Genomic DNA, 25,051 nt, shown 5'->3' on the forward strand with positions numbered 1-25,051 from the left:
GTAGGCCTACATAATCTTTTGCCCTCCCCCTACCCCTCCCCCACAGGGAGAGGGGACCCTCCCCCCCCGCGCGGTGGGAGAGGGCCGGGGTGAGGGCAACAGACCGCACTCAATCCTAGCGAATCCCACCATACGCCAGGGTGACCTCTTTCGCCGCCTTTATCACCAGCGCACCCAGCTCGGTGACGCGATCGTCGGTCATACGGGAAATCGGCCCGGAGATGGAGATGGCGGCAAACGGTTCGCGATGCTCGTCAAAGATACAGGCCGCAATGCAGCGCAGGCCCAGGGCGTGTTCCTCGTCGTCAAACGAATAGCCACGCTTACGGGTCAACGCCAGATCTTCTTTCAGATGCACCGGTGAAACCAGCGTGGCGTGGGTATAGGCGTGCAGCCCTTTACGGTGCAGCAGCCCCGTCACCTGTTCCTCGCTCAGCTGCGACAAAAAGGCTTTCCCCGCGCCGGACGCGTGCATAGGCAGCTTACCGCCAATGGGGGCTGACATACGCATCAGCTGGGTACACTGTACCTGGTCAATGATGATCGCCTGATGATCGCTCTGGTCGAGTACGGCCAGATTCACGGTCTCGCCCGACTCTTCCATTAATTTGCGCAGGATAGGATGCACAATCGCCAGCAGGTTGCGGCTTTGCAGGAAGCTGCTGCCGACGATGAACGCATGGGCGCCGACTGCCCAGTGTCCCAGCTCGCCAACCTGACGCACAAAGCCAAGCTGTTGCATGGTGGTCAGCAGCCTGTGCGTAGTGGAGTTCGGCAAACCAGCCTGTTGGGCCAGCTCCGTCAGGGCCACGCTGCTGTGCGACTCGGCTATCCATTCCAGCAGCTTCAAACCGCGTGTAAGCGATTGAACCTGTCCACCCTGTTGTGCGGCGGAGGTGGCAGCAGGTTTTCTGCCGCGTTTCGCGGGAACGGTCGTGACCATGACGATCTCCTTTTTCTGTATCGTGGAAATCATTTTCGTTTTATTTGGTGATTTTGCAACCGTTATCCTGACTGATCGGATGAGTGATAGTGAACATGTCTCATGTTACCGCCGTGTGACTTTTCCACCCTGCAAGATTGTGCCAGTATGGACCGCAGCCTTTTGGCCTGGTTGAGCGTTGTCGGGAGCAAGTGTGAGCAGCAAAGTAGAGCAACTGCGTGCGCAGTTAAATGAACGAATTCTGGTGCTGGACGGCGGCATGGGCACCATGATCCAGAGCTATCGCCTCAGTGAAGACGATTTCCGTGGCGAACGTTTTGCGGACTGGCCATGCGATCTCAAAGGTAACAATGACCTGCTGGTATTAAGCAAACCGCAGGTGATTGCGGATATCCACAACGCCTACTTCGAAGCGGGTGCGGATATCGTTGAAACCAACACCTTCAACTCGACAACCATCGCCATGGCGGATTACCAGATGGAATCCCTGTCGGCGGAGATAAACTATGAGGCGGCGAAGCTCGCCCGCGCCTGTGCCGACGCGTGGACGGCGCGCACGCCGGAGAAACCGCGCTACGTAGCCGGGGTGCTGGGCCCAACCAACCGCACCGCCTCTATTTCACCGGACGTAAACGACCCGGCGTTTCGTAACATCACCTTTGACCAGCTGGTGGCAGCCTACCGTGAATCAACCAAAGCGCTGGTGGAAGGCGGTTCCGACCTGATCCTGATTGAAACGGTTTTCGATACCCTCAATGCCAAAGCCGCGATTTACGCGGTGAAAGAGGAGTTCGAGGCGCTGGGCGTCGAGCTGCCAATCATGATTTCTGGCACCATTACCGATGCCTCTGGCCGTACTTTGTCCGGGCAGACCACCGAAGCGTTTTATAACTCCTTGCGCCACGCGGAAGCGCTCTCCTTCGGCCTGAACTGTGCGCTGGGTCCGGATGAGCTGCGCCAGTATGTGCAGGAACTGTCACGTATTGCGGAATGCTACGTCACCGCACACCCGAACGCCGGTCTGCCAAACGCCTTTGGCGAATATGATCTGGATGCGGACACCATGGCGGCGCAGATCCGCGAATGGGCCGAATCCGGTTTCCTGAATATCGTTGGCGGCTGCTGCGGCACCACGCCAGAGCACATCGCCGCCATGAGCAATGCCGTGGCCGGTCTGCCGCCGCGTAAACTGCCAGAGCTGCCGGTTGCCTGCCGTCTCTCCGGCCTTGAGCCGTTGACCATCGGTGACGACAGCCTGTTTGTGAACGTTGGGGAACGTACCAACGTCACCGGTTCCGCTAAATTCAAGCGCCTGATCAAAGAAGAGAAGTACAGTGAAGCGCTTGACGTTGCCCGCCAGCAGGTAGAAAGCGGCGCGCAGATCATCGACATCAACATGGATGAGGGGATGCTCGACGCCGAGGCGGCGATGGTACGTTTCCTCAACCTGATCGCCGGCGAGCCGGATATCGCTCGCGTGCCGATCATGATTGACTCCTCCAAATGGGAAGTAATCGAAAAAGGGCTGAAGTGCATTCAGGGCAAAGGTATCGTCAACTCCATCTCAATGAAAGAAGGGGTCGATATCTTTATTCACCACGCGAAGATGGTGCGCCGCTACGGCGCGGCCGTGGTGGTGATGGCCTTTGATGAAGTGGGCCAGGCGGACACCCGCGAGCGCAAAATTGAGATTTGCCGCCGCGCGTACAAGATCCTGACCGAAGAGGTAGGCTTCCCGCCGGAAGACATCATCTTTGACCCGAACATCTTCGCCGTCGCCACCGGGATTGAAGAGCACAATAACTACGCCCAGGACTTTATCGGCGCGTGTGAAGACATCAAACGTGAGCTGCCGCATGCGCTGATCTCCGGCGGTGTCTCGAACGTGTCGTTCTCGTTCCGCGGCAACGACCCGGTACGTGAAGCGATCCACGCCGTATTCCTCTACTACGCCATCCGCAACGGGATGGACATGGGGATCGTCAACGCCGGACAGCTGGCGATTTATGACGATCTGCCCGCAGAACTGCGCGACGCGGTGGAAGATGTGATCCTCAACCGCCGTGACGACGCCACCGAGCGGCTGCTCGATCTGGCAGAAAAATACCGCGGCAGCAAATCGGACGACGCTGCCAACGTCCAGCAGGCCGAGTGGCGTAGCTGGGATGTCAAGAAGCGGCTGGAATATTCGCTGGTAAAAGGCATCACCGAATTTATCGAGCAGGATACCGAAGAGGCGCGCCAGCAGGCCGCCCGGCCCATCGAGGTTATCGAAGGGCCGCTGATGGACGGCATGAACGTGGTGGGCGATCTGTTCGGCGAGGGCAAGATGTTCCTGCCGCAGGTGGTTAAGTCCGCGCGCGTAATGAAGCAAGCCGTGGCGTATCTGGAGCCGTTCATCGAAGCCAGCAAAGAGCAGGGCTCCAGCAACGGTAAAATGGTTATCGCCACCGTGAAGGGCGACGTGCATGACATCGGAAAGAACATCGTCGGTGTGGTGCTGCAGTGCAATAACTACGAGATTATTGACCTTGGCGTAATGGTGCCGGCGGATAAAATCCTCAGGACCGCGCGCGAAGTCAATGCTGACCTGATTGGCCTTTCCGGGCTGATTACCCCGTCGCTCGACGAGATGGTTAACGTGGCGAAAGAGATGGAGCGTCAGGGCTTCACCATTCCGCTGCTGATTGGCGGGGCGACCACCTCAAAAGCGCATACTGCGGTGAAGATTGAGCAGAACTACAGCGGCCCGACGGTCTATGTTCAGAACGCCTCGCGCACCGTGGGCGTGGTCTCAGCGCTGCTCTCCGACACCCAGCGCGATGACTTTGTGGCCCGGACCCGCAAAGAGTACGAAACCGTCCGCATTCAGCATGCCCGCAAGAAACCGCGCACCCCACCGGTGACACTTCAGGCGGCGCGCGATAACGATCTGGCGTTTGACTGGGCGAGCTATACGCCGCCGGTTGCCCATCGCCTGGGCGTGCAGGAGGTGACCGCCAGCATCGAAACGCTGCGCAACTACATCGACTGGACACCATTCTTTATGACATGGTCGCTGGCGGGCAAATATCCGCGCATCCTGGAAGATGAGGTTGTCGGCGAAGAGGCGAAGCGCCTGTTTAAAGACGCTAACGACATGCTCGACAAACTCAGCGCCGAGAAAACCCTTAACCCGCGCGGCGTGGTGGGGCTGTTCCCGGCTAACCGCGTGGGCGACGACATCGAAATTTATCGCGATGAGACGCGCACTCACGTGCTGACCGTAAGCCATCACCTGCGCCAGCAAACCGAAAAGGTCGGGTTTGCCAACTACTGTCTGGCCGATTTTGTTGCGCCGAAGCTGAGTGGTAAAGCCGACTACATCGGTGCCTTCGCCGTGACCGGCGGTCTGGAAGAGGACGCCCTGGCGGATGCCTTTGAAGCGCAGCACGATGATTACAACAAAATCATGGTCAAAGCGATTGCCGATCGTCTGGCGGAAGCGTTCGCAGAGTATCTGCATGAGCGCGTACGCAAGGTTTACTGGGGCTACGCGGCGAATGAAAATCTCAGCAATGAGGAGCTGATCCGCGAAAACTACCAGGGGATCCGCCCGGCACCCGGCTACCCGGCCTGTCCGGAACATACCGAAAAGGGCACCATCTGGCAGCTGCTGGACGTTGAGGCCCATACCGGAATGAAACTGACCGAATCTTTCGCGATGTGGCCTGGGGCATCGGTATCCGGCTGGTACTTCAGCCATCCGGACAGCAAATACTTTGCCGTGGCGCAGCTGCAGCGCGATCAGATTGAAGATTATGCACTGCGTAAAGGCATGAGCGTCTCTGAAGTGGAGCGTTGGTTAGCGCCGAATCTCGGCTACGACGCCGACTGACCGTCACTTTTCCTTACAACTAACAGGGCGCTCATTGAGCGCCCTGTCTCTTTCTTACGTTTAAACCCTTATACTGACCTAAGGAAAATGAATAACGATAAGGAGGATAACCTTCCGTGCTGACCCTGTTACATCTGCTCTCGGCAGTCGCACTGCTGGTCTGGGGCACCCATATTGTCCGTACCGGCGTGATGCGCGTGTTTGGCGCACGTTTACGTACCGTTCTCAGCAGCAGCGTGGAGAAGAAACCGCTCGCCTTCTGCGCGGGTATTGGCGTAACGGCGCTGGTTCAGAGCAGTAATGCGACCACATTGCTCGTGACATCGTTTGTCGCTCAGGATCTGGTGGCGCTGGCCCCTGCACTGGTTATTGTGCTGGGCGCTGACGTGGGTACCGCGCTGATGGCACGTATCCTGACTTTCGATCTCTCCTGGCTGTCGCCGCTGCTGATATTTATCGGGGTCATCTTTTTCCTTGGGCGTAAGCAGACGCGCGCTGGCCAGCTTGGACGCGTGGGGATTGGCCTCGGGCTGATTCTGCTGGCGCTGGAGCTGATTGTGCAGGCGGTAACGCCCATTACCGAAGCCAACGGTGTGCAGGTTATCTTCGCCTCGTTAACCGGCGATATTATGCTGGATGCGCTCATCGGCGCGGTGTTTGCCATCGTCAGTTATTCCAGCCTGGCGGCGGTGCTGCTGACGGCCACGCTCACCGCCGCAGGGGCGATCTCCTTCCCGGTCGCACTGTGTCTGGTGATCGGGGCTAACCTCGGCTCGGGCCTGCTGGCGATGCTCAATAACAGCGCTGCCAATGCTGCCGCCCGCCGCGTGGCGCTCGGCAGTCTGCTGTTTAAGCTGGTGGGCAGCCTGATTATTCTGCCGTTTGTGCACCCACTGGCGAACCTGATGGACAACCTCTCTCTGCCGAAGGCAGAGCTGGTGATCTACTTCCACGTCTTCTATAACCTGGTGCGCTGCCTGGCGATGGTGCCGTTTGCTGAACCGATGGCGCGCTTCTGTGAACGGCTTATACGCGATGAACCGGAGCTGGATGCGCGCCTGAAACCGAAGCATCTGGACACCTCCGCGCTGGATACTCCTGCGCTGGCGCTGGCCAATGCCGCCCGCGAGACGCTGCGCATGGGTGATGCCATGGAAACCATGCTCGAAGGCTTGCAAAAGGTGATGCACGGCGAGCCGCGGGAAGAGAAAGAGCTGCGCCGGCTGGCAGATGATATCAACGTGCTTTATACCGCTATCAAGCTCTATCTGGCGCGCATCCCGCAGGATGAACTGGCTGAAGAGGAGTCCCGCCGCTGGGCGGAAATCATTGAGATGTCGCTTAACCTTGAGCAGGCTTCGGATATTGTGGAGCGGATGGGCAGTGAAATTGCTGACAAATCTCTGGCCGCCCGCCGTGCGTTCTCCGTCGAAGGGCTGAAGGAGCTGGAAGCCCTGCACGAACAACTTCTGAGCAACCTGAAGCTGGCGATGCTGGTCTTCTTCTCAAGCGATGTGCCGAGCGCACGCCGTCTGCGCCGCAACAAGCATCGCTTCCGTATCCTCAACCGCCGCTACTCGCACGCCCACGTGGAACGTCTGCACCAGCAGAACGTGCAGAGTATCGAAACCAGCTCCCTGCACCTGGGGCTACTGGGGGATATGAAACGCCTTAACTCATTGTTCTGTGCGGTGGCGTACAGCGTGATGGAACAACCGGATGAAGATGACGAGCGGGATGAGTATTAATCCCCGGCGGGTTTGATTGTGAGCCCAAGACCCAATGCTTTCATGACCGCCAGCGTGGTTTTAAGCGTTGGGTTCCCCTTATCACTAAATGATCGGTACAGTTGCTCCCGTGACAGGCCAGTTTGCTGTGAAATGGTCGACATCCCTTTCGCTCGCGCGATGACGCCCAAAGCTTTAGCAATATACGCTGAGTCACCGGTTTCTAATGCATCAGCCATAAACACGGCTATTTCCTCATCATCTACCAACGCGATGGCTGGATCGTAGGGTGTTAATTTATGCATGCTCATTCACTCCTGCCATTGGGATACATTGCTCAGCATTTTTGCCATAAGTATGTCTCTGGCCTGGCTGCTTTTGTCACCACCACACAACAGCACGATGATGCAATTGCCCTGGTCTTTAAAATAGATTCTGTAGCCCGGACCAAAGTGGATCCTCAGCTCGCATATACCTTCCCCCACGGGTTTTATGTCGCCCGCTAAGCCATTTGCCAACCGAAAGAGGCGGGACGCGATAATGGTCCTTGCTCGCCGATCTTTTAAGTTTTGCTCCCAGCGTCGGAAGGATTCAGTCTGAACGATCTCCTTCATATTACTCCCTGTGATTTATAAACTACAAATAAATCTCTGTGGGGAGTAAAGCTAAAAGGAGTTAGCTCAAGGATAAATGGTCTGACGCTAAATCCTGAAAGTGTCTCGCAAACTAAAAAACCCGTCTCAGTTACCGTCGGCTAATCTTTTTTTCCTGCCCAGACCTAAGGTATATTTCGCCCTTCACAGGAGAAACTATGCTGCCAACTCAATCAACCCGATTAAACAAATACATTAGCGAGAGCGGGATCTGCTCACGTCGCGAGGCGGACCGTTACATCGAACAAGGTAATGTGTTCCTCAACGGCAAACGCGCCACTATTGGTGACCAGGTGATGCCTGGCGACGTGGTCAAAGTGAATGGTCAGCTCATCGAACCGCGTGATGCAGAAGACCTGGTGTTTATCGCGTTGAATAAACCGGTTGGGATTGTCAGCACCACAGAAGATGGCGAGCGGGACAACATCGTTGATTTCGTTAACCACAGCAGCCGTATCTTCCCGATTGGCCGTCTGGATAAAGACTCGCAGGGGCTGATTTTCCTCACTAACCACGGCGATCTGGTGAATAAGATTCTGCGTGCCGGGAATGACCACGAGAAAGAGTATATCGTGACGGTGAATAAGCCGGTCACGGACGAATTTATTCGCGGCATGGGCGCCGGTGTACCCATCCTCGGTACCGTCACGAAAAAGTGTAAGGTGAAGAAAGAAGCGCCGTTCGCGTTCCGCATTACCCTGGTGCAGGGCCTGAATCGTCAGATCCGCCGTATGTGCGAATACTTCGGTTATGAAGTGACGAAGCTGGAACGCACGCGCATCATGAACGTCAGCCTGTCCGGTATCCCGCTGGGCGAGTGGCGCGATTTAACCGATGATGAACTGATCGAGCTGTTTAAGCTTATCGAGAACTCCTCGTCTGAAGCAAAGCCGAAGGCCAAAGCCAAACCGAAAACTCAGGCGATTAAACGCCCGGTCGTGAAAGCACCGCAGTCGGAAGAGAAAGGGCGAGGCAAGCCCGCAGGTAAACGCTTTACGCAACCGGGACGTAAAAAGAAGGGGCGTTAAGCCCCTTTTTTCCCCGGCTTGCGCGTGCGGAGAGTGTAGGTCGGGTTAGCGTAGCGCCACCCGACTGTTAAAGACGATATTCATCTGTTTTCTGTGGTTTTTCTTCTATCGGTTTGCCGGACCAGTATCCCGCCAGCAGCGAACCGGACAGGTTATGCCAGACCGAGAAGAGCGCACCAGGCAGAGCCGCCAGCGGCGAGAAGTAAATTTTCCCGAGTGCCGCTGCCAGACCGGAGTTCTGCATCCCTACTTCAATTGCCAGCGTCCGGCAGGTGGATTCATCGAAGCCAAACAGTTTCCCGCCCCAGTATCCGCCCAGCAGGTCAATGGTGTTATGCAACACTATCGCGATAATCACGACAAAGCCCACGGATGCAATGTGCGACGCAGAACCGGCTACCACGGCGCTGATAATGGCCAGAATACAGACCATCGAAAACGCAGGCAGATAGGGCTCAACGGCTTTTACCACGCGCGGGAACAGGTGGTGAATGACAAGGCCCAACGCGATCGGGATCACCACGATTTGCAAAATGCTCAGCAGCATTCCCATCACGTCCACCTGAATATGGGCGTCAACGTACAGGCGTGTTAGCAGCGGCGTGGCAATCACGCCCACCAGCGTGGATACCGAAGAGATGGTTACGGAGAGCGCCACATCGCCTTTTGCCAGATAGATCATGACATTGGAGGCGGTTCCGCTGGCCACGCTGCCCACCAGCACCATCCCGGCGGAGAGGTCGGGTGGCATCTTAAAGGCCATTGCCAGCAGCCAGGCCGCAAGGGGCATCACCAGGTAGTGCAGGAAAATCCCTGCAGCAACCGGAGCCGGGCGCGAGAGCACGCGTTTAAAGTCGTCGATTTTTAGATGCACACCCATGCCGAACATAATCAGCATCAGCAACGTGGTCACCCACGGACCAATGTCCGTGAACGTAGTGGGGGTGTAATACGCGAGTATGGAGAGCAGCAGCGCCCATAACGGGAACAGCCGGGTGATGGCGGATAACATAGATATTCCTTGCAGTATTGTCGTGTTGTTTAGTTATAAAAAAGCCGGGTCTGTGCCCGGCTTATAGATATTGTTTATCGTGCTAACGAATTTTATTCAAACAAATTCTGATGAAGTTTCTGCACCACCTGTTCTGCCTGCTCAGCAGGCACCAGGAAGCAGAGGTTGTAGCTGGAGGCACCGTAGCAAATCATGCGGATATTGAATGGGTCGAGCACACCGAAGACCTCTTTGCCCACGCCACAGGCGCGCGACAGCTTATTACCGATGATGGCTACCAGCGCCAGGTTTTCTTCTACTTCCACGCGGCACAGTTCTGACAGCTCAATCAGCAGTGACTGCGTCAGCAGGGTGTCACCCGTTGAGGTTGAACCGGTGGTGTCCAGCGTCAGTGCGATACTCACTTCGGAGGTGGTGATCAGATCCACGGAGATGTTATGACGCGCCAGGATGCCAAACACTTCCGCCAGGAAGCCGCGCGAGTGCAGCATATTATGGCTGTGCAGCGTAACCAGCGTTTGCTTACGGCGCAGGGCCAGCGCACGGAACAGCGGTGGATTTTCGGTTTTCTTGCACACCAGCGTACCGCCCGCTTTCGGATCTTTACTTGAACCGACGAAGACCGGGATATCACTACGCACGGCAGGCAGCAGCGTTGCCGGGTGCAGCACTTTGGCACCGAAGGTCGCCATTTCCGCCGCTTCTTCAAACGCAATCACGTCAATACGTTTTGCCGCAGAGACGACGCGTGGATCGGTGGTGTAAATCCCCGGGACGTCAGTCCAGATATCCACACGGGTCGCATGCAGCGCTTCACCCAACAGTGCCGCGGTGTAATCACTGCCGCCACGGCCAAGCGTGGTGGTGCGTCCTTTGGCTTCGCTGCCGATAAAGCCCTGGGTGATCACGATACCCTCATCCAGGCGTGGAACCAGTTGCTGATTGGTCAACTCGGCCAGCGCTTCCACGTCCGGCTCGGCGCGGCCAAAGCGATCGCTGGTGCGCATGATTTTACGCACGTCGAACCACTGTGCCTGAACGTTACGTTCACGCATGATTTCAACAAACAGCAGGGTGGACATGAGCTCACCGTGGCTGACCAGCTCATCGGTCAGGGCGGTGGAGGTGGCCAGAGAAGCCGCTTCTGCCAGCGTGGTGATATTTTCCAGCAGACGCTCCACTTCTTCACGGATCACGTTCGGGTTCTGCAGACGTTCAAGGATATCGAACTGAATTTTGCGCAGTGCGTCCAGCTTAACGAAGCGCTCGGTGGCCTCCAGCCCTTCAGACAGAGAAACCAGCAGGTTCGTCACGCCAGCAGAGGCAGAAAGCACTACCAGGCGGGTATTCGGATCGGCCAGCACCACATCGGCGCTGCGGTTCATGGCATCGTAATCTGCCACACTGGTGCCGCCAAACTTGGCGACCACAAAACTCGTCATAACAACCTCGTGTCAGGGAATGAATAAAGCGACCATGGCACAAGAATGAAACGAAAACAGGTGCAGGCGCAAAATACGGCCCTATAAATAAAATGTGGGGGAGGTCCTGTCAATGCCGGGATTATGCGGATTTTTCATGGGGGGGTACCCCTGAGAAACAGGACTTATAACAGGGCCATATTTTATGCTCCGTTTTCCCCGGTTTTGACCGACATTTCGCCGCCACGGGTGGGCGCGTCAGCAGCTATACTTTTCGGGTCTTTTCACCTGCGTTTGATGCAGGCCAGGGCAATGGCATAAAAACCATCACAATTTTTATTTGCAGGCGCTACAATCGACCGCAGTCACAATCCTCAAATCAGAAGAGTATTGCTAATGAAAAACATCAACCCAACGCAGACCGCTGCCTGGCAGGCACTACAAAAACATTTTGATGAAATGAAAGACGTCACCATCGCGGAGCTGTTCGCGAAAGATGCCGATCGTTTCAACAAATTCTCCGCGACCTTCGATGATCTGATGCTGGTGGATTTCTCCAAAAACCGCATCACCGAAGAGACGCTGGCGAAACTGCAGGATTTGGCGAAAGAGACGGAACTGGCAGACGCCATCAAATCCATGTTCTCCGGTGAGAAGATCAACCGGACCGAAGACCGTGCCGTGCTGCACGTGGCTCTGCGTAACCGTAGCAATACGCCAATCATCGTTGACGGCAAAGATGTGATGCCGGAAGTGAACGCGGTGCTGGAAAAGATGAAAGCCTTCTCTGAAGCAATCATCTCCGGAAGCTGGAAAGGCTATACCGGCAAAGCCATCACCGACGTGGTGAACATCGGTATCGGCGGTTCTGACCTCGGCCCGTTCATGGTCACCGAAGCGCTGCGTCCATACAAAAATCATCTCAACATGCACTTTGTCTCCAACGTCGATGGTACCCACATCGCCGAAGTGCTGAAGAACGTGAACCCGGAAACTACACTGTTCCTGGTGGCTTCTAAAACCTTCACCACCCAGGAAACCATGACCAACGCCCACAGCGCGCGCGACTGGTTCCTGAAAACCGCAGGTGACAACAAGCACGTGGCGAAACACTTCGCAGCGCTGTCCACCAACGGTAAAGCGGTTGGCGAGTTCGGTATCGACACCGCGAACATGTTCGAGTTCTGGGACTGGGTTGGTGGCCGCTACTCTCTGTGGTCTGCGATCGGCCTGTCTATCATTCTCTCCGTGGGCTTCGACAACTTTGTTGAGCTGCTCTCCGGCGCGCACGCGATGGACAAACACTTCTCCACCACCGCACCTGAGAAAAACCTGCCGGTGCTGCTGGCGCTGATCGGTATCTGGTACAACAACTTCTTCGGCGCAGAGACCGAAGCGATCCTGCCGTACGACCAGTACATGCACCGCTTCGCGGCTTACTTCCAGCAGGGCAATATGGAATCCAACGGTAAATACGTTGACCGTAACGGCAACGCGGTGGATTACCAGACTGGCCCAATCATCTGGGGTGAGCCAGGCACCAACGGTCAGCACGCGTTCTACCAGCTGATTCACCAGGGGACCAAAATGGTACCGTGCGATTTCATCGCCCCGGCTATCACCCATAATCCACTGTCTGATCACCATCCTAAACTGCTGTCTAACTTCTTTGCTCAGACCGAAGCGCTGGCGTTTGGTAAATCCCGCGAGGTGGTAGAGCAGGAATACCGTGACCAGGGTAAAGATCCGGCCACCCTGGAACACGTTGTGCCGTTCAAAGTGTTCGAAGGCAACCGTCCAACCAACTCCATCCTGCTGCGTGAAATCACGCCGTTCAGCCTGGGTGCGCTGATTGCTCTGTATGAGCATAAGATCTTCACGCAGGGCGCAATCCTGAACATCTTCACCTTCGATCAGTGGGGCGTTGAGCTGGGTAAACAGCTGGCGAACCGTATTCTGCCTGAACTGGGTGATGACAAAGCGATCAGCAGCCACGACAGCTCGACAAATGGTTTGATTAACCGTTATAAAGCATGGCGCGCGTAATTAAATCGTCATAAAAACGTGCCGGCGATATGCCGGCATTTTTTTATCAGACAATTCCTGATGTCTGTTATTTAACTCAAATTCCCGTTATGAGTTTTATCCGAAAATACCTTTTAACCCGTTAATGAGTGCGGTTTATTTTAGGATTATACGGAGATTTACTTTCGCCTTATGTAATTATATCTATTTGATTTTAAATAAATAATTTATTAGTTAATTATTCTTATACTTCACATTTATCCAATAGTCCGAAAACCCTTCCTCTATTTATCCGTACGGCAATCCCTCTGCTTTAGTTGTGTATACTCGAATCCGCCTGAATTTCTTTTCGGGCAAATCTCCATTCATTCATTGAAGGGAAATTGTTATGAAGAAAGTACTGTATGGCATTTTTGCCATATCTGCACTTGCGGCGACATCTGTCTATGCAGCTCCGGTTCAGGTCGGGGAAGCAGCAGGGTCGGCAGCGACGTCTGCGTCTGCGGGGAGTTCTACCGCGGCCAGCACCAGCACCGTAAGTTCAGCCGTGGGTGTCGCGCTGGCGGCAACCGGTGGCGGTGATGGCTCCAATACCGGAACCACGACCACTACGACGACCAGCACCCAGTAATTCCGGGTGTTTTAATCATAACCACACTTCGGTGTGGTTATTTCGCCCCTTCGGAGAAGAGTCGTGAAGCGACCTGCAATCATCCTGATTTGCCTGCTGTTGCAGGCGTGCTCGGCCACCACCAAAGGGCTGGGCAACTCACTGTGGGACAGCATATTCGGTACGCCGGGTGTGCATTTGACCGATGATGAACTTCAGAACATGCCGTATGCCAGCCAGTACATGCAGCTCAACGATGGTCCGCAACTGTTTGTGGTGCTCGCTTTCGATGAAAACGGGCAGCAGAAATGGGTGACGCAGGATCAGGCCACCATCGTGACGCAACATAGCCGTATTGTGAAAACCCTGCTCGGTGGCGATAACCTTCTTGAGGTCAACAACCTTGCGGCCGATCCGCTCAGCAAACCGAACCAGATCACCGACGGGGCAAGCTGGACGCGGACAATGGGCTGGACGGAACACAAGCAGGTACGTTACGCCACCGCCCGCTCTACCTTCCGCTGGGACGGTACGGACAGCGTCAGGGTAGGCAGCGACGAAACCCGGGTTCGCGTACTGGATGAAGAGGTCGCGACCGATCGGGCAACCTGGCATAACCGTTTCTGGGTGGATGATGAAGGGCAGATCCGTCAGTCCCTGCAATATTTGGGTGCCGGATTCTTCCCGGTTAAAACCACGCTGATCAAGGCCGCGAAATCATGAAAACACTTATTCGCGTTGCGCTGATCGCAAGCTTTGCCACACCGCTCGCCTGGTCTGCCGGGACGGTGAAGGTCTACACGCCGGACAGCACGCAGCCCAAAACGTTGACGAACGCCGGCCACCTGATCGATCTCGTCGGCCAGCCAAGGCTGGCAAACAGCTGGTGGACAGGTGCGGTGATCGCTGAGCGGCAGGCAACGGTGGCGGCGGAACAAAAGCACAAGGCGCTGCTCGCCAGATTAACGGGGTTAGCAGAGCAGGAAGACGGCGACGATGCGGCAGCCATTAACAGCCTTCGTCAGCAGCTTCTGGCGCTGAAGGTTACCGGAAGACAAAACATCAATCTCGATCCGGATGAAGTCCGCGTGACGGAAAAAGGTAATCCGGCCCTGGAGGGAGATTACACGCTCTGGCTCCCGGCGCAGCCTTCCACCATCACGGTGATGGGGCTTATCAGCAGCCCGGGTAAAAAACCGTTTACTCCCGGCCGCGACGTGGCGAGCTATCTCGACGAGCAGAGCCTGCTGAGTGGTGCGGATAACAGCTACGCCTGGGTGATTTATCCTGACGGGAACACGCAAAAGGCGCCGGTTGCCTACTGGAACAAGCGGCATGTCGAACCCATGCCAGGCAGCATCATTTTTGTCGGTTTTGCCGACCATTTCTGGACGAAGGCATATGACGGGCTGAATGCCGATATCCTTCATTCCCTGACGCAGCGGATACCGGAATAATGAAAAAGACCTATCTCTACAGCATGCTGGCACTGTGTGTGAGTGCCGCCTGTCATGCAGAAACGTATCCGGCCCCCATTGGCCCGTCTCAGTCAGACTTCGGTGGCGTCGGTTTACTGCAAACCCCTACCGCGCGTATGGCGCGAGAAGGGGAAATCAGCCTTAACTATCGTGATAACGACCAGTACCGCTACTATTCTGCATCCGTACAGCTGTTCCCATGGCTCGAAACCACGCTGCGCTACACCGACGTACGAACGAAACAGTACAGCAGCGTGGACGCGTTTTCCGGCGATCAGACCTACAAAGATAAAGCCTTCGATCTCAAACTGCGCCTGTGGGAAGAGAGCTACTGGATGCCGCAGGTTTCCGTGGGGGCCAAAGATATCGGCGGTACCGGCCTGTTCGACGCGGAGTACATTGTCGCCAGTAAGGCCTGGGGGCCATTTGACTTCTCGCTGGGGCTTGGCTGGGGCTATCTCGGCACCAGCGGCAACGTGAAAAACCCGTTCTGCACCTACAGCGACAAATTCTGCTATCGCGACAACAGCTATCAGAAAGCGGGTTCCATTAACGGTGACCAGATGTTCCACGGCCCGGCTGCCCTGTTTGGCGGCGTGGAGTATCAGACGCCGTGGCAGCCGCTGCGCCTGAAGCTGGAGTACGAAGGTAACGACTACTCGCAAGAGTTCGCCGGAAAGATTGAGCAAAAGAGCAAGTTTAACGTCGGCGCCATTTACCGCGTCACCGATTGGGCCGACGTTAACCTCAGCTACGAGCGCGGCAACACCGTGATGTTTGGCTTTACGCTGCGCACCAACTTTAACGACATGCGGCCGCACTATAACGACAACGCGCGGCCTGCATACCAGCCGGAGCCGCAGGATGCCATTCTGCAGCACTCCGTGGTGGCCAACCAGCTGACGCTGTTGAAGTACAACGCCGGTCTGGCGGATCCGAAAATCCAGGTGAAAGGCGATACGCTGTACGTGACCGGTGAGCAGGTGAAATACCGCGACTCGCGGGAAGGGATCGAACGTGCCAACCGGATCATCATGAACGATCTGCCGGAGGGGATCCGCACGATCCGCGTAACGGAGAATCGCCTGAACCTGCCGCAGGTGACGACGGAAACGGACGTGGCCAGTCTGAAGCGCCATCTGGAGGGCGAGCCGCTGGGGCATGAAACCGAGTTGGTACAAAAACGCGTTGAGCCAATCGTGCCGGAGACGACCGAGCAGGGCTGGTATATCGATAAATCGCGCTTCGATTTCCACATCGACCCGGTGTTAAACCAGTCTGTCGGCGGGCCGGAAAACTTCTACATGTACCAGTTGGGCGTGATGGCAACGGCGGATCTGTGGGTGACCGACCACCTGCTGACCACCGGTAGCCTGTTTGGCAACATTGCCAACAACTACGACAAGTTCAACTACACTAACCCGCCGAACGACTCGAAGCTGCCGCGCGTGCGTACCCGCGTGCGTGAGTACGTGCAGAACGATGCCTACGTAAACAACCTGCAGGCCAACTACTTCCAGTACTTCGGCAATGGCTTCTACGGCCAGGTCTACGGCGGTTATCTGGAAACCATGTATGGCGGCGCGGGGGCGGAAGTGCTTTATCGTCCGGTGGACAGCAACTGGGCGTTTGGTATTGATGCCAACTACGTTAAACAGCGTGACTGGCGCAGCGCGCAGGACATGATGAAGTTCACCGACTATAGCGTGAAAACCGGCCACCTGACGGCCTACTGGACGCCGTCGTTCGCCCAGGACGTGCTGGTGAAAGCCAGCGTGGGCCAGTACCTGGCGGGCGATAAGGGCGGCACGCTGGATATCTCCAAACACTTCGACAGCGGAGTGGTGGTGGGTGGTTACGCCACCATCACCAACGTCTCGCCGGACGAATACGGGGAAGGGGACTTCACCAAAGGGGTGTATGTGTCGATTCCGCTGGATCTGTTCTCATCCGGTCCAACCCGCAGCCGTGCGGCCATTGGCTGGACGCCGCTGACACGCGACGGGGGCCAGCAGCTGGGGCGTAAGTTCCAGCTGTATGACATGACCAGTGATAAGAACATTAACTTCCGCTGATGCTTCACGCCGGGCGGCACTGCGTTTGCCCGGCCTACGATTTTGTAGGCCCGGTAAGCGCAGCGCCACCGGGCGAATCAAAGACGGCGCAGTAGCTTCGCCGGGTTTCCCGCATAAACGCCTTTCTCGGTGATGGATTTGGTCACCACGCTCCCCGCACCAATCACCACCCCGTCGCAGATGGAGACCGCCAGGATGGTCGCCCCGCTGCCTATCGACACATCATTTCCCACGGTAATGCGTCCCCAGCTGTTCCGGTCAGCATTGGGTTTGCCGTCGCGGAACATATCGTTGGCAAACATCACCCCATGGCCAATGAAACAGCGTTCGCCCAGGGTGACGTACTCGCAAATGAAGGTGTGCGACTGAATTTTGCTCTCGTCGCCAATGCGCGTATTGCCCTGAATTTCAACAAACGGGCCGATAAACACACCGTTGCCAAGCACGCAGTCATAGAGATTGCAGGGCTCATACAGGGTGACATTTTCACCACAGGTTACGTTGCGAACCCCGGTAGGTCTGCGCTCCATTCGTTACCTCCGTACATAAAACATAATTAAAAAATATAGATCCACGTCACATTTTTGCGTTATACAGGAACCTCGCCCTGGAGAATGAGGTGCTGTATGACATCCCTGACTCGCCCGCGCGTTGAGTTCATCTCAACTATCCTCCAGACCGTGCTCAACCTCGGTCTGCTGAGCCTTGGCCTGATCCTGGTCGTCTTTTTGGGTAAAGAGACGGTGCATCTGGCGGATGTACTGTTCGCCCCCGAGCAAACCAGCAAATATGCGCTGGTGGAAGGCCTGGTGGTCTACTTTCTCTACTTTGAATTTATCGCCCTGATTGTGAAGTATTTCCAGTCAGGCTTTCACTTCCCGCTGCGCTATTTTGTCTACATTGGGATCACCGCGATAGTGCGGCTGATCATCGTCGATCATAAATCTCCCCTTGATGTGCTGATCTACTCGGCGGCGATCCTGCTGCTGGTGATCACGCTCTGGTTGTGTAATTCGAAGCGGCTGAAGCGCGAATAGGCGCTCTGACGCGGAAGAGATGCGGTCAAAATGTGATCTATATAGATTTAATTTAAAACTATATAGTTTTAAATGTGTGGCAGTTCAGGAATACGCGGTACTGAAATTAACTGCCACATACTTAATCTATTCGACAGGTGATCTGCATGGCCCACTCTTCAATACTGGAGCGGATAACTGACGTCTCGCAAAAGCTGGCATCAGAAGTCCATCTTCGAAGTCTACGGGACAGTTTTATTATTTCTGTCCCGTTCCTTGTCCTGGCTGGACTCTTCATCATGCTTAATTATGTTTTTCTCGATCCGAAAGGCATATTGAGCGATCTGTTATCCACTGACACCCTGGTACAGCTACGCAATATTGGCGAGCGCGTACTTAACGGTACAATGAATATTTTATCGCTGATGCTGGTGATATTAATTGCGTATCATATTGCCAGTAAGAAAAAACACCCTACGCCAGTCATTCCCGCTATGGTTGCGCTGGCGGTGTTTTATGCATTAATGCCCATTGAAACCGTGCAAACCCTGGCCGATGGTCAGCAGGTTCGGCTTACCGGGATGGTCTTCTATGGCAGTACCAATGCTGGCGGTGTCTTTCTGGCAATACTGACGGCGGTGTTATCAACAAATCTTTTTTTATGGATTTCGAAAAATAAAAAATTACAGATCCGGCTAGGAGATGATGTGCCTTCCATGGTGGTACAATCCTTCCAGTCGATGTTTTCAATTATGCTAACCGTCGCTATTTTCGCGCTGGTTGCATTTAGCGTTAATCTTTTCCTTCATACTGAAATCCCGACGCTGATTCAGCATCTCATCCAGGCGCCGCTGGTACATTTAACGACTAATTTATCCGGTTTTCTGGTGTTAACGACCCTGACAAATCTTCTCTTTTCGTTGGGGATACATCCGGGTGGGATTATTAATCCCATTCTTGAACCTCCCTTACTGGTAGCGATGCAGGAAAACATGTCCGCCTTTGCCAGCGGGCAGATCCCACCCCATATTATCGTTCTGCCATTTCGCGATCTGTATGGTCATATGGGAGGAACCGGGAGCACGCTGGCCCTGCTGCTGGCAGTGTTTGTTCGAAGCCATATGTCCAGCCACCGTAACTTTTCCAGAACGGTGATTGCCCCAGGCATTTTTAATATTAACGAGCCGGTCATTTTTGGTTTCCCGGTACTCTACAACCCGTTAATGATGATCCCTTTTATCCTTTATCCGCAAATTAATTTTACGATCGCGTACTTTGCAACCGCCTGGGGGTGGGTCTCAAAAATTGTTGCCTACGTTCCCTGGTCAGTGCCTCCGCTTATTTCTGGCTGGCTCGGATCCGGCGGTGATTTTCGTAATGTCATTTTGCAGATCCTGCTATTAGCGCTTGGGGTCGTAATCTATTTACCTTTTTTAACCGCCTATGAGCGTTCGTTAATCAAACGCAGCAATGAAACGATAATTAATACTCTCGCCTCTGAGTCAGAAATAACGCTGCAGGAGGACAATGATATTCATCGGTTGGATGGGAAAACCATTATTCTGGCCTGCAATGAAGGTATGTCGACCTCTTTGATGGCCAGCAAAATGCGAAAATATTGCGAAAGCCAGAATTGTACGCTCAATGTGTATGCCGTGAATGCAGGTAAACTGGTCGATGAATATAAAAACGCCCAGCTTATATTGCTGGGTCCGCAAATCGCGTATCTCCAGGAAACCCTTCTTCAGGATATCAATCACCACTGCCCGGTGATCCCCCTTGACCCTCAGCACTTCAGCAAACTTGATGGACCGGCGGTAATTCATGCCGCCCTGCCATACTTTAAAAAGGAATCCGTATGATTAACTGCGCCTATATTGGCTTTGGTAAAAGCGCCACGCGCTATCATCTCCCTTATGTTTTATGCCGCAAGGATAAATACAACGTAAAGCGTATTTATGATATTGCGCGTAAGCCAGAGGTTGAAGCGCAGCCGCACTATCAACACATCTGTTTTACCTCCCGGCTGCAGGATATTCTGGAAGACAATACGCTTCAGCTGGTGGTTATCTGCACCCATCCTGATAGCCATTTTGAGTATGCCCGGCTATGTCTGGCACACGGCAAAAACGTGCTGGTCGAGAAACCTTTTACAACCACCCCAGAAGAAGCGAAAACGCTGTTTGCTCTGGCGAGAGAAAAGGGCTTAACCGTCTCTCCGTTTCAAAACCGACGTTTTGATAGCTGTTATTTGACCATGAAACAAGCGATTGAGAGCGGTAAACTGGGGGAAATTGTCGAGATCGAAAGCCATTTTGACTATTTTCGCCCGGCGTCGGAAACCTGTCCCGGCAGTTATTTCGACGGCGCGTTTTATGGCCTTGGCGTGCATACGCTCGATCAAATTATCGCCCTGCTGGGGCGTCCGCAGCAGGTCGGGTACCATCTTCAGCGCCAGAGAAACCCGCTCAACCCTGACGACGCCTTCACCGTTCACCTCTATTACCCGAAGACGACTGCGATCGTGAAAACCAGCCATCTGGTGAAAATACCCGCGCCGAGATTCACGGTACACGGTACGAGAGGCTCGTTTATTCGCTATGGTATCGACCAGCAGGAAACCAGCCTGAAGGCGGGCATTATGCCTGGGGACCCAGGTTTTGGTGAAGATCGTGAATGCGCGGTGCTGGAGTATATCGATGACGCAGGATGTTCTTTCCGGGAGGAACTGCCGGCGGTACCCGGCGACTACGGACGCGTTTATGACGCGCTTTACGACACACTCTCCTCAGGCAAGGCCAACTATGTCAGCGAGCAAGAAGCGTTAACCAATCTCGACATTTTGCAAAAGGCATTTCAACAGCCAACACCTGCCATCGTTTCTCTCGAAGAGGAGGCGTAAAGATGAAACGGCTTCTGAATTGCCGGGCCAGCGACTTTCGTGGCCCCATTACCGGCGATAGCTTACGAGATGCCATCAGCGCCAGCGAAGGGCGCGTCATTATGGCCGAAATTGCCGTGCAGGCGCCCCCGCTGTTTGCAGAGGTGACGAATGCGGAATTGTTGTGCGCGTTTGGCGCCGACCTTCTGCTGCTCAAGGGGATCCATTTTCAGCGGCCCGCATTGAACGGCGGAGAAGAACGTTTTGGCGCCGATCCTGTCAGCCAGGTGAAATGTCTGACGGGGCGTTTAACAGGCGTCAATTTTGAAGTCCTGCCCGCAGACGATCTCTCCAGCCCCGGCGCTTTTCTGCCTGCGCATCTGGAGGCAGTGCGGCATGCGGATTTTTACTGCCTGACCGGCTATGACAAGCCCGGGGTGACGGCCGGGCGTATGTGTCAGGCGATAGCAGCGCTCAGGGCGCAAACCGATAAGCTGATTCTGGCCGCGAAATTTTATAATTCCGGGCTGGCGCAACCCCAGGAGTATGCTGGCTATATCAGTGCAGGCGCAGATGGCGCTATCTTTTCGGCACCAGGCGGATGCCGGGGGGCATCGGAAGGACGCGTCAGCCACATTGCGCAGGCAGTGCAGTCGCTGGGAGGGCTTGCCATCACCACGCTGAGCAGTAGTCAGGAAGGTGCGGATTGTGCTACGGTGCGCGACATTGGCCTGGCCAGTAAACGTTGCGGTAGCGACATGCATAATTTTGGCGACGCAGGGGTGGCAGGCATGGCCGACCCGGAAGCGATGAATGCCTTATCCCTCGCTATCCGTGGCCGACGGCACACCTGGGTGCGTATGGCTGCATCCCTGTCTCGTTAATTTGAGTCGGCCCTGTAAGGGGCCGTTTGCGGAGAGCGTTATGCCTAAGTATATGGAGATCTACCATGAAGTGCGGCGGCGCATTATGGTGGGCATCTATGCTCCCGACAAAAAATTGCCCGAAGGGGCAAGGCTCGCCGCTGAATTTGGATGTAGCGAGCTAACCATCACCAAAGCGCTGGATTTGCTCGTCCGCGAGGGACTGGTGTTGCGCAAGCGTGGGCTAGGCTCGTTTGTTAAGCGCCAGGTTTCTGCGGCAAGCAATTCACACCTGATAGGCACCGCGCAGCGCTGCGCCACTCAGGGGAAAACCCTTACCACTCGCGTGCAGTTATATACCGCCGTGCCTGCCTCTGCCGATATCGCGCAAAAATTGCAAATCCCTGAGGGTGAACTGGTGCATGAAATCCACAGGGTACGCGTCATAGCGGAGATCCCTTCCATCGTGGAGTACACATGGATGCCTGTCGCGCTGTTTCCTCGTCTGGCTCTGAGCCATGTTCAGCATTCCATTTACGCGTACATTACCCATGAGCTGGGGTGTACCGTCCATAGCGCACATATGAAAGTCACCGGGCGAAACGCCAGCGAGCAGGAAAGGGTGTGGCTGGAGCTGACCGAACCCACCACGCTTATTCAGGTGGAGCAGACGGCATTTCTCGATAACGGCAAGCTGTTTGAATACTCCTGCGCCCGCCATCTCTGGCATACCTTTAACTTTGAGACTGACTTTGTGCGTGTCTGACCCATAAAAAAATGGCGCTCCGAAGAGCGCCTAACAACAGTCACAAGTTGGGTTAATACAATACGTCTAAAGTTGAGGGTTGCAGTGGCATAACAGATGAAACTTAACCTTTCACACCGCCCGCCGTCAGGCCGTTGACCAGCCAGCGCTGCGCCAGCAGGAACACCACGGTAATCGGGATGGCAGAGAGTACGGCCGCCGCGGCAAAGTCGCCCCACAGGTAGTTTTGCGGGTTGAGGTATTGCTGCATACCCACGGCCAGGGTGTAACTATTCACATCACGCAGTAGCAGAGACGCGACCGGCACTTCGGTGATGGCGGCGATAAACGACAGGATAAACACCACCGCCAGGATAGGCACCGACAGCGGCAGCAGAACCAGACGGAACGCCTGCCATGGAGTCGCGCCATCCAGCGCCGCCGCTTCTTCCAGCGAGCCGTCGATGGTTTCGAAATAGCCTTTGATGGTCCACACATGCAGGGCGATACCGCCAAGATAGGCGAAGATCACGCCGCCGTGGGTGTTCAGGCCGATAAACGGCACATACTGCCCCAGGCGGTCAAACAAGGCATACAACGCGACCAGAGACAGTACCGCCGGGAACATCTGGAAAATCAGCATCCCTTTCAGCAGTGAGGCCTTGCCCGGGAACTTCATACGGGCGAAGGCGTACGCACAGGTGGTGGAGAGCGTCACGATGCCGATCGCGGTGATGGTGGCCACTTTCACCGAGTTCCACAGCCACAGCAGTACCGGGAACGGCGGCGGGGTAACGCGGCCATCGGCATGCTCCACGCTGAAGCCCAGCGCAAGCTTCCAGTGCTCCCAGGAGATTTCGTCCGGGATCAGGCTGCCGGTAGCGAAGTTACCCGAACGCAGGGAGATGGCGATGACCATCAGCAGCGGGAACATGATCGCCGCAATAAAAATCAGCAGCCCTAAATGCGTCGCCAGGAGGCGCAGTTTCTGAGATTTGGGTTGTACCATAGCCATGATCGATGCCCTCCTTAGTCAAATTTCATACGTGTGGCTTTCAGGTTCACTATCGCCAGCGCGCCAACCAGCAGGAAGATCAGGGTGGCAATCGCTGCCGCCAGACCAAAGTCCTGACCGCCGCCGCCTTCAAAGGCGATGCGATAGGTGTAGCTCACGAGCAGGTCGGTATAGCCGGCTGGCGTGGTGGTACCGAGACGATCCGGGCCACCGTTGGTCAACAGCTGAATCAGCACGAAGTTGTTAAAGTTGAAGGCAAAGCTGGCAATCATCAGCGGAGTTAGCGGCTTGATGAGCAGTGGCAGCGTAATCTTAAAGAAGTTCTGGAACGGACCCGCGCCATCCATTGCCGAGGCTTCATACAGGTCGTCCGGGATAGCCTTCAGCAGGCCCATGCACAGGATCATCATGTACGGATAACCCAGCCAGGTGTTGACGATGATAATCATCGAACGGGCGGTGGTCGGGTCGCTGAACCAGGCCGGTTTGATGCCGAACAGCGCGCTCAGCATCATGTTGATTTCACCGAAGCTCTGGTTAAACAGCCCTTTGAAAATCAGAATTGAGATAAACGACGGTACGGCATACGGCAGGATCAGCAGCACGCGGTAGATCGCTTTGCCTTTCAGGGCTTCCCACTGCACGAGGCAGGCCAGCACCATACCCACGGCAACGGTCAGGAGTACCGTCAATACGGAGAAGACCACCGTCCAGACGAAGATAGCAAAGAACGGCTTCTGGATCCCTTCGTCGGTAAACACGCGGGTAAAGTTGTCCCAGCCGATAGTCACGGTATAGCCCGGGCTGAGTTTGTCATCGCCCCAGCTGCCGTCGGCGTTTACAGACTGATAGAAACCAATATCGTTGTTCGGACGGTACTTCACGCCGCTCTGGTTATTCGTCAGCGTGCCGTCATCCGCCAGGGTATAGAGTGGCTGCGTGCCGGAAAACTGGCGCAGCGAGCTCATGGTCACTTTGCTTTCATCTGGCAGCACGGCGGTGAGCTGAGTCAGCGCCTGACGGTTCTGGGTAATGATACGCAGGTTAGCGCGTTCGCCTTCCGGCAGGGCAGAGGCCTCTTTTAAGGCCAGCTTCTGCTCGCCGCCAAATTTGAAAGCGTCGGAAATATAGGTTTTGCCGCTCTCGCCGTCAGTCAGTGCTAATTTCCATTCATCACCCGCAGGATACAAACCAAAGTTGAAGGTCTTGCCTGCCTGATAAGAACGGTCCAGAAGCACCTGAGTGGCGCGCTCTTGTGCGAGCTGGTTGGTGCTGCTGTAGTTAGTGAATGCGATAGCGATAGTACAGATCAGCGGGAACAGGACAAACAGCCCCATCCCGGCCACGCCCGGATAGACATAACGCCAGGCATATGCCTTACGGTTGGCGAAAATATACAGGCCAGCAGAGCTTAAAATCAGCGTCATGATGGCGAACAGATATTCCCCTTGTACGTACATTAAAACAACAAGGTAACCCACCAGCAGACAGAGCAGACCGATCGCTGACCACTTCAGCACGTCGCTTTGCCACCAATGTTTCTTTTTAATGACATCCATGGGGTTCTTCCTCTACAACGTTTGATCTTTTCTCCCTCTCCTGGGGGAGAGGGCCGGGGTGAGGGCGTGCGGATAGCGACAACCCTCACCCTAACCCTCTCCCAGAGGGAGAGGGGACTACGG

21 protein-coding genes are annotated in these 25,051 nt (G+C 55.2%); 13 read left to right on the plus strand and 8 right to left on the minus strand.

Translation table 11 applies throughout. The annotated features are described in order from the left end of the window. Positions 1 to 115 precede the first annotated feature (115 nt). Positions 116 to 943, minus strand: coding sequence for a glyoxylate bypass operon transcriptional repressor IclR (iclR, locus tag AK59_RS0109535; RefSeq protein ID WP_143350253.1), 828 nt, complete (start codon positions 941 to 943; stop codon positions 116 to 118). A gap of 193 nt (positions 944 to 1,136) precedes the next feature. Between iclR and metH the strand changes: the two genes are divergently transcribed. Further along, positions 1,137 to 4,820, plus strand: a complete 3,684-nt coding sequence (metH, locus tag AK59_RS0109540; protein ID WP_029882643.1) for a methionine synthase — start codon at positions 1,137 to 1,139, stop codon at positions 4,818 to 4,820. 116 nt (positions 4,821 to 4,936) lie between these two features. Continuing rightward, entirely contained in the window at positions 4,937 to 6,568 is a 1,632-nt protein-coding gene (locus AK59_RS0109545; protein ID WP_013095027.1) for a Na/Pi cotransporter family protein, read from the plus strand. Here AK59_RS0109545 and AK59_RS0109550 read toward each other — a convergent pair. Together AK59_RS0109550 and AK59_RS0109555 are read right to left on the minus strand one after the other, a co-directional pair. Then, on the minus strand, positions 6,565 to 6,852 hold the full coding sequence (locus tag AK59_RS0109550) for an addiction module antidote protein (RefSeq protein ID WP_013095028.1): 288 nt from the start codon (positions 6,850 to 6,852) through the stop codon (positions 6,565 to 6,567). The two genes, AK59_RS0109545 and AK59_RS0109550, sit on opposite strands and share 4 nt — an antisense overlap. A 6-nt stretch (positions 6,853 to 6,858) precedes the next feature. Beyond that, complete coding sequence (locus tag AK59_RS0109555; protein ID WP_029882644.1) at positions 6,859 to 7,161, minus strand: type II toxin-antitoxin system RelE/ParE family toxin; 303 nt, start codon at positions 7,159 to 7,161, stop codon at positions 6,859 to 6,861. 197 nt (positions 7,162 to 7,358) lie between these two features. Here AK59_RS0109555 and rluF point away from each other — a divergent pair, with 197 nt between their 5' ends. Continuing rightward, positions 7,359 to 8,228: a 23S rRNA pseudouridine(2604) synthase RluF gene (rluF, locus tag AK59_RS0109560; protein ID WP_023621411.1), complete on the plus strand. Its 870-nt coding sequence runs from the start codon at positions 7,359 to 7,361 to the stop codon at positions 8,226 to 8,228. A gap of 67 nt (positions 8,229 to 8,295) precedes the next feature. Here the strand turns inward: rluF and panS are convergent, their stop codons facing one another. Both panS and lysC read right to left on the minus strand, forming a co-directional pair. Then, positions 8,296 to 9,240, minus strand: coding sequence for a ketopantoate/pantoate/pantothenate transporter PanS (gene panS, locus AK59_RS0109565; RefSeq protein ID WP_029882645.1), 945 nt, complete (start codon positions 9,238 to 9,240; stop codon positions 8,296 to 8,298). A gap of 92 nt (positions 9,241 to 9,332) precedes the next feature. Then, complete coding sequence (gene lysC / locus AK59_RS0109570) at positions 9,333 to 10,682, minus strand: lysine-sensitive aspartokinase 3 (protein WP_013095032.1); 1,350 nt, start codon at positions 10,680 to 10,682, stop codon at positions 9,333 to 9,335. Between the two features lie 375 nt (positions 10,683 to 11,057). Here lysC and pgi point away from each other — a divergent pair, with 375 nt between their 5' ends. From pgi to AK59_RS0109595, 5 genes are all read left to right on the plus strand, one after another. Continuing rightward, positions 11,058 to 12,707 (plus strand): glucose-6-phosphate isomerase, encoded by a 1,650-nt coding sequence (gene pgi, locus AK59_RS0109575; protein WP_020686615.1) that lies wholly within the window; start codon positions 11,058 to 11,060, stop codon positions 12,705 to 12,707. 367 nt (positions 12,708 to 13,074) lie between these two features. Continuing rightward, positions 13,075 to 13,317 carry an exopolysaccharide production protein YjbE gene (yjbE, locus tag AK59_RS0109580; protein ID WP_013095034.1) on the plus strand — a complete coding sequence of 81 codons (243 nt, stop codon included), beginning with the start codon at positions 13,075 to 13,077 and terminating at the stop codon, positions 13,315 to 13,317. A gap of 63 nt (positions 13,318 to 13,380) precedes the next feature. Continuing rightward, complete coding sequence (locus AK59_RS0109585; protein ID WP_029882646.1) at positions 13,381 to 14,019, plus strand: YjbF family lipoprotein; 639 nt, start codon at positions 13,381 to 13,383, stop codon at positions 14,017 to 14,019. Further along, positions 14,016 to 14,753 (plus strand): capsule biosynthesis GfcC family protein, encoded by a 738-nt coding sequence (locus tag AK59_RS0109590; RefSeq protein ID WP_072200518.1) that lies wholly within the window; start codon positions 14,016 to 14,018, stop codon positions 14,751 to 14,753. Before AK59_RS0109585 ends, AK59_RS0109590 begins: the two co-directional genes overlap by 4 nt. Further along, positions 14,753 to 16,849 carry a YjbH domain-containing protein gene (locus tag AK59_RS0109595; RefSeq protein WP_029882648.1) on the plus strand — a complete coding sequence of 699 codons (2,097 nt, stop codon included), beginning with the start codon at positions 14,753 to 14,755 and terminating at the stop codon, positions 16,847 to 16,849. The genes AK59_RS0109590 and AK59_RS0109595 overlap by 1 nt, the downstream gene beginning before the upstream one ends. A gap of 77 nt (positions 16,850 to 16,926) precedes the next feature. On the opposite strand, the gene AK59_RS0109600 is transcribed toward AK59_RS0109595, so the two are convergent. Further along, a complete protein-coding gene (locus AK59_RS0109600; protein WP_029882649.1) occupies positions 16,927 to 17,379 on the minus strand; it encodes an acyltransferase in 453 nt (150 codons plus the stop codon). A 96-nt stretch (positions 17,380 to 17,475) separates the two neighbouring features. Between AK59_RS0109600 and psiE the strand changes: the two genes are divergently transcribed. The 5 genes from psiE to AK59_RS0109625 all read left to right on the plus strand — a co-directional run bounded on the left by psiE (position 17,476) and on the right by AK59_RS0109625 (position 22,375). After that, on the plus strand, positions 17,476 to 17,886 hold the full coding sequence (gene psiE / locus AK59_RS0109605) for a phosphate-starvation-inducible protein PsiE (protein WP_000202963.1): 411 nt from the start codon (positions 17,476 to 17,478) through the stop codon (positions 17,884 to 17,886). A 146-nt stretch (positions 17,887 to 18,032) separates the two neighbouring features. Then, positions 18,033 to 19,727 (plus strand): PTS transporter subunit EIIC, encoded by a 1,695-nt coding sequence (locus AK59_RS0109610; RefSeq protein ID WP_029882650.1) that lies wholly within the window; start codon positions 18,033 to 18,035, stop codon positions 19,725 to 19,727. Further along, complete coding sequence (locus tag AK59_RS0109615) at positions 19,724 to 20,767, plus strand: oxidoreductase (protein WP_029882651.1); 1,044 nt, start codon at positions 19,724 to 19,726, stop codon at positions 20,765 to 20,767. Before AK59_RS0109610 ends, AK59_RS0109615 begins: the two co-directional genes overlap by 4 nt. Before the next feature lie 2 nt (positions 20,768 to 20,769). Beyond that, on the plus strand, positions 20,770 to 21,630 hold the full coding sequence (locus AK59_RS0109620; protein ID WP_029882652.1) for a DUF7916 family protein: 861 nt from the start codon (positions 20,770 to 20,772) through the stop codon (positions 21,628 to 21,630). Between the two features lie 40 nt (positions 21,631 to 21,670). Further along, positions 21,671 to 22,375: a GntR family transcriptional regulator gene (locus AK59_RS0109625; RefSeq protein ID WP_029882653.1), complete on the plus strand. Its 705-nt coding sequence runs from the start codon at positions 21,671 to 21,673 to the stop codon at positions 22,373 to 22,375. Positions 22,376 to 22,478: 103 nt separating this feature from the next. Here AK59_RS0109625 and malG read toward each other — a convergent pair whose 3' ends face one another. Beyond that, positions 22,479 to 23,369 carry a maltose ABC transporter permease MalG gene (gene malG, locus AK59_RS0109630; RefSeq protein WP_013095043.1) on the minus strand — a complete coding sequence of 297 codons (891 nt, stop codon included), beginning with the start codon at positions 23,367 to 23,369 and terminating at the stop codon, positions 22,479 to 22,481. A 14-nt stretch (positions 23,370 to 23,383) separates the two neighbouring features. Further along, complete coding sequence (gene malF / locus AK59_RS0109635; protein WP_029882654.1) at positions 23,384 to 24,928, minus strand: maltose ABC transporter permease MalF; 1,545 nt, start codon at positions 24,926 to 24,928, stop codon at positions 23,384 to 23,386. Positions 24,929 to 25,051 lie beyond the last annotated feature (123 nt).

The sequence above is a fragment of the Enterobacter sp. T1-1 genome, assembly GCF_000710795.1.
GTDB classification, from domain to species: Bacteria; Pseudomonadota; Gammaproteobacteria; order Enterobacterales; family Enterobacteriaceae; genus Enterobacter; species Enterobacter cloacae.

Excerpts from the sequence above, each read along its gene's own strand:
- iclR (WP_143350253.1), bottom strand. The coding sequence starts at position 943 with ATGGTCACGACCGTTCCCGCGAAACGCGGCAGAAAACCTGCTGCCACC.
- AK59_RS0109550 (WP_013095028.1), bottom strand. The coding sequence starts at position 6,852 with ATGCATAAATTAACACCCTACGATCCAGCCATCGCGTTGGTAGATGAT.
- AK59_RS0109555 (WP_029882644.1), bottom strand. The coding sequence starts at position 7,161 with ATGAAGGAGATCGTTCAGACTGAATCCTTCCGACGCTGGGAGCAAAAC.
- rluF (WP_023621411.1), top strand. The coding sequence starts at position 7,359 with ATGCTGCCAACTCAATCAACCCGATTAAACAAATACATTAGCGAGAGC.
- panS (WP_029882645.1), bottom strand. The coding sequence starts at position 9,240 with ATGTTATCCGCCATCACCCGGCTGTTCCCGTTATGGGCGCTGCTGCTC.
- lysC (WP_013095032.1), bottom strand. The coding sequence starts at position 10,682 with ATGACGAGTTTTGTGGTCGCCAAGTTTGGCGGCACCAGTGTGGCAGAT.
- pgi (WP_020686615.1), top strand. The coding sequence starts at position 11,058 with ATGAAAAACATCAACCCAACGCAGACCGCTGCCTGGCAGGCACTACAA.
- yjbE (WP_013095034.1), top strand. The coding sequence starts at position 13,075 with ATGAAGAAAGTACTGTATGGCATTTTTGCCATATCTGCACTTGCGGCG.
- AK59_RS0109590 (WP_072200518.1), top strand. The coding sequence starts at position 14,016 with ATGAAAACACTTATTCGCGTTGCGCTGATCGCAAGCTTTGCCACACCG.
- AK59_RS0109595 (WP_029882648.1), top strand. The coding sequence starts at position 14,753 with ATGAAAAAGACCTATCTCTACAGCATGCTGGCACTGTGTGTGAGTGCC.
- AK59_RS0109600 (WP_029882649.1), bottom strand. The coding sequence starts at position 17,379 with ATGGAGCGCAGACCTACCGGGGTTCGCAACGTAACCTGTGGTGAAAAT.
- psiE (WP_000202963.1), top strand. The coding sequence starts at position 17,476 with ATGACATCCCTGACTCGCCCGCGCGTTGAGTTCATCTCAACTATCCTC.
- AK59_RS0109610 (WP_029882650.1), top strand. The coding sequence starts at position 18,033 with ATGGCCCACTCTTCAATACTGGAGCGGATAACTGACGTCTCGCAAAAG.
- AK59_RS0109615 (WP_029882651.1), top strand. The coding sequence starts at position 19,724 with ATGATTAACTGCGCCTATATTGGCTTTGGTAAAAGCGCCACGCGCTAT.
- AK59_RS0109620 (WP_029882652.1), top strand. The coding sequence starts at position 20,770 with ATGAAACGGCTTCTGAATTGCCGGGCCAGCGACTTTCGTGGCCCCATT.
- AK59_RS0109625 (WP_029882653.1), top strand. The coding sequence starts at position 21,671 with ATGCCTAAGTATATGGAGATCTACCATGAAGTGCGGCGGCGCATTATG.
- malG (WP_013095043.1), bottom strand. The coding sequence starts at position 23,369 with ATGGCTATGGTACAACCCAAATCTCAGAAACTGCGCCTCCTGGCGACG.
- malF (WP_029882654.1), bottom strand. The coding sequence starts at position 24,928 with ATGGATGTCATTAAAAAGAAACATTGGTGGCAAAGCGACGTGCTGAAG.